This window comes from Vibrio fujianensis, assembly GCF_002749895.1.
Taxonomy (GTDB): Bacteria; Pseudomonadota; Gammaproteobacteria; order Enterobacterales; family Vibrionaceae; genus Vibrio; species Vibrio fujianensis.
This window is the reverse complement of sequence record NZ_NBUS01000040.1, coordinates 183,808-187,501: the sequence shown is the minus strand read 5'-3', so window position 1 is coordinate 187,501 and position 3,694 is coordinate 183,808. Positions and strand designations below refer to the sequence as shown.

4 protein-coding genes are annotated in these 3,694 nt (G+C 41.9%); 2 read left to right on the top strand and 2 right to left on the bottom strand.

Features of this window, described 5'->3' with window-relative positions:
• Nucleotides 1-733, top strand: a 733-nt coding sequence (locus tag B7C60_RS18170) for an RluA family pseudouridine synthase (protein ID WP_245868744.1), incomplete at its 5' end; no start/stop codon positions are given.
• Nucleotides 734-745: 12 nt separating this feature from the next.
• On the opposite strand, the gene B7C60_RS06700 is transcribed toward B7C60_RS18170, so the two are convergent.
• The gene (locus tag B7C60_RS06700) at nucleotides 746-1,069 is read right to left on the bottom strand and encodes a bactofilin family protein (RefSeq protein ID WP_245868741.1); all 324 of its coding nucleotides are present in this window, start codon (nucleotides 1,067-1,069) and stop codon (nucleotides 746-748) included.
• Nucleotides 1,070-1,077: 8 nt separating this feature from the next.
• On the bottom strand, nucleotides 1,078-2,025 hold the full coding sequence (locus B7C60_RS06695; protein ID WP_099610985.1) for a M23 family metallopeptidase: 948 nt from the start codon (nucleotides 2,023-2,025) through the stop codon (nucleotides 1,078-1,080).
• 565 nt (nucleotides 2,026-2,590) lie between these two features.
• Between B7C60_RS06695 and B7C60_RS18165 the strand changes: the two genes are divergently transcribed.
• The coding region (locus B7C60_RS18165) for a PTS mannitol transporter subunit IICBA (protein ID WP_245868738.1) at nucleotides 2,591-3,694 on the top strand (1,104 nt) is incomplete at its 3' end.

The following is a 3,694-nucleotide window of genomic DNA, read 5'->3' as shown; positions in this document are numbered from 1 at the left end:
GCATGGGCAGTTTTATCCTGCCTGCCAAAGTAAATGTCAGCCGATTCTCACCCATATGCTCAAAGGGCTGCCAATGGACGATAATCCTCTACTTCAGAACCCCGCCGAAGGAAAAGAGATAACGATCATTTACCAAGATGAAGCGATTGTTGTTGTTAACAAACCCGCAGAGTTTCTCTCTGTACCGGGCGTCAATATTAAAGACTCAGTACAAACACGTTTAGAGCAAACCTTCCCCGATGTTGAGGGGCCATTTGTTCTCCATCGTTTAGATATGTCCACTTCTGGGCTTTTAGTCTTTGCTTTAACTCGACGGGCCAATAAATCGCTCCAAAAACAGTTTATTACTCGCCAAGTAGAAAAGCAGTATGTCGCTTTATTAGCCGGAGAACTCTTACAACAACAAGGCGATATTACGCTTCCTTTATGTGCTGATTTAGAAGATAGACCAAGACAGAAAGTCTGTGAAAAACAGGGCAAAGCGGCGCACACGCGGTGGGAAAAAGTGGCCATCGAAAATGGTCAAACTCGGGTCAACCTCTACCCTTTAACGGGGCGCACCCACCAGCTGCGCGTCCATTGCGCACATCATGATGGGTTAGCGATGCCGATAGTGGGTGACGATCTTTATGGAGAAAAAGGCGCTCGACTTTGCTTACACGCTCAAAAACTAAGTTTTGTTCACCCTTACCACAAAAAAAGAATGGTTTTCGAAACGCCCGTTCCTTTTTAGTTTCAGATGCTTCTAGCCTTTGGCAATATTTTTCGATTCTTTCACTTCTTTTAACTCAGTGATCTCGGCAAGCTGCGCCACATTTTCCTCAGCAGCTGGATAAGTGACGCCATTAAAACGTCCACCTTGTTCAATACTGAGATCATCACTGTAAAGCGAGCCTTTCACCTGCCCTTTTGTCAGAATTTCGATTTTATCTGCATGACAGGTTCCTTCAAACTGTCCGTTCACAATCACATGCTGTGCAAAAATTTCACCACTCACGATACCGCTTTCACTGATCACCAAGGTTTTTTCGACATGAAGTTGCCCATCGATCAAACCATCTACTTGCATATTGCTTTCTAACCTGAGTTGTCCACTAACTGTACAGCCTTTTGCGATGAGAGTTGTAACTGAGCGCTGACTCTTAGCTCGACTTTGTTTACTAAAGATTCCCATCGAATACCTCTTACTTTACTAAATAAACTATCAAAATCATTGACTCCCCAATCCACAAACGGCCGAGGATCCAACGGTCGACCCACAAATCGAATTTCATAGTGCAAATGAGGGCCAGAAGAAAGGCCAGTGTTACCGGAATAACCAATTAAATCGCCTTTCTGTACAAAATCACCACTTTTTACCGCGAACTTTTGCATGTGAGAGTAAGAACTCGAGAAACCATAAGAATGTTGTAAACGCAAAAAATTACCAGACCCTTGATTACTCGCTCGAGTCACTTCAACAACACCATCCGCAGGAGCATAAATCGGTGTGCCTATGTTGACCGCAAAATCTTGTCCACGATGAAACTTCACTTCTCCCGTAATAGGATGAGTACGTTTACCATATCCTGACGAAATACGCGCGTCCTGAACAGGAGAACCACTTGGAATTTGGCTCAACATCACCATTCTAACTGAAGAGGTAATGGCAGCAGTATCGAGTCGAGACTCTAATTCAGCATGGCTTTCTCCCACACCTAATACTTTTTCCAGATCGCCGAGCCGATCAGAAACAATCTGTATTTTTTCTTCTCGCTCATTCAGATCACTTTCTAAGTTATCCTTAAGATCCTTCAGTGCCGACAATTCACCAAGCAATGACGAAGATTGATTTTCTAATTCTTGCTGCTTAAGTTTCGCAAAATCCACTTCATTAGATAAATAATAAATCACCCCACCGATGGTAATGACTCCGGAAAACAATACATAGCCAAAGCCTTTTAATAGATGCCGATACCATTTTCCAATATGAAAATGCCGGGTTCCATGGATAGAGGAAACAGAAACGATGACCTGTTCTTTCATAGAATTACGCATGTTAAAACGAATGGAGGGCATTCTAACAGGTAACGAATTTCGACTAAATGTTTTGCTTCACTGATTCAGAACAAAGCCACACATAACAGTCAATTAAATCATACTTTGCCGATCGCTCCCGCCACGTTTAATCGTATTTTTATTACAAAACCCACCGTTAATTTCCCCTTAATTTCTTTTTCGCAATAAAACCAAACAAAACTATCGATCGAAATCACATTTAACCGAATAAAATAAGAACAAAAGACACAAAACGTGATCTAAGTATCATTACTACCCAAGAGAGTTATTGTTAGAATGAGATGTAAATCATTTAAAATTAATTGACAAATAAAAAACATAATAAATGTAATTAAATTACAATACAGAAATGTGACATAAGATACATAAAAATAATAAGAGAAAGAATTTTATCTAGGATGAGATCACAAAAAACCCGTTGTCAGCTCTAAAGTAAAATTGTGTGATAAATTGATTGTGTACTAAGCAACCAACGGTTTTTAGACGAACCGTTACCACATCATTTCTATAGAACATCGAACGGGGAACAGATATGTTATCACCAGATGCTAAGATCAAGATACAAAATTTTGGTCGTTTCTTATCAAACATGGTTATGCCCAATATTGGCGCATTCATCGCTTGGGGCTTTATTACCGCACTTTTCATTCCAACCGGCTGGTTACCCAATGAGACACTAGCCTCTTTAGTTGGCCCAATGATCACCTATTTACTTCCGTTGCTGATCGGCTATACCGGCGGCAAACTGGTCGGTGGTGAACGAGGAGCGGTTGTTGGTGCTATTACTACCATGGGGGTTATTGTCGGAACCGATATCCCTATGTTTATGGGTGCAATGATCGTTGGCCCTATGGGTGGCTGGGCTATTAAATATTTCGACCAACGGGTTGAAGGTAAAATAAAAAGCGGTTTTGAGATGTTGGTTAATAACTTCTCCGCTGGCATTATTGGTATGATATGCGCCATCATCGCCTTCTACCTTATCGGGCCTTTCGTAAAAATACTTTCAGAGCTTCTTGCTGCTGGCGTCAACTTTTTAGTCGCGGCTCATCTTCTACCTTTAACTTCTATTTTTGTTGAACCTGCAAAAATTCTTTTCCTCAACAATGCGATTAACCACGGTATTTTCTCTCCTCTCGGCATTCAACAAGCCAATGAAATGGGCCAGTCAATTTTCTTCCTAATTGAAGCCAACCCAGGGCCTGGTTTAGGAATCTTACTGGCCTATATGTTTTTTGGAAAAGGAACAGCTCGTCAAACGGCTGGCGGCGCAACTATTATTCATTTCTTTGGCGGCATCCATGAAATTTATTTTCCCTACATTTTAATGAATCCGCGCCTCATCCTCGCCGCTATTGCAGGCGGTATGACTGGAGTATTTACTTTAACTTTATTCAATGCTGGCATTGTTTCCCCTGCCTCTCCGGGGTCTATTTTTGCTGTATTACTCATGACCAACAAAGCCTCGATGCTGGGCGTTCTTTGCTCCATTTTCGCGGCGGCTGGTGTTTCTTTCACCGTTGCTGCAATTTTAATGAAAGCACAACACTCTACCGATGAGGAAGATAATGAAGAAGCGCTAGAGAAAGCGACCGCTCAAATGCAAGAATTGAAATCTACCGCCAAAGGGCAGCCA

Bases quoted from the DNA above. Each gene is read 5' to 3' on its own strand.
- B7C60_RS06700 (WP_245868741.1), bottom strand. From the start codon at position 1,069: ATGCAAGTAGATGGTTTGATCGATGGGCAACTTCATGTCGAAAAAACC.
- B7C60_RS06695 (WP_099610985.1), bottom strand. From the start codon at position 2,025: ATGAAAGAACAGGTCATCGTTTCTGTTTCCTCTATCCATGGAACCCGG.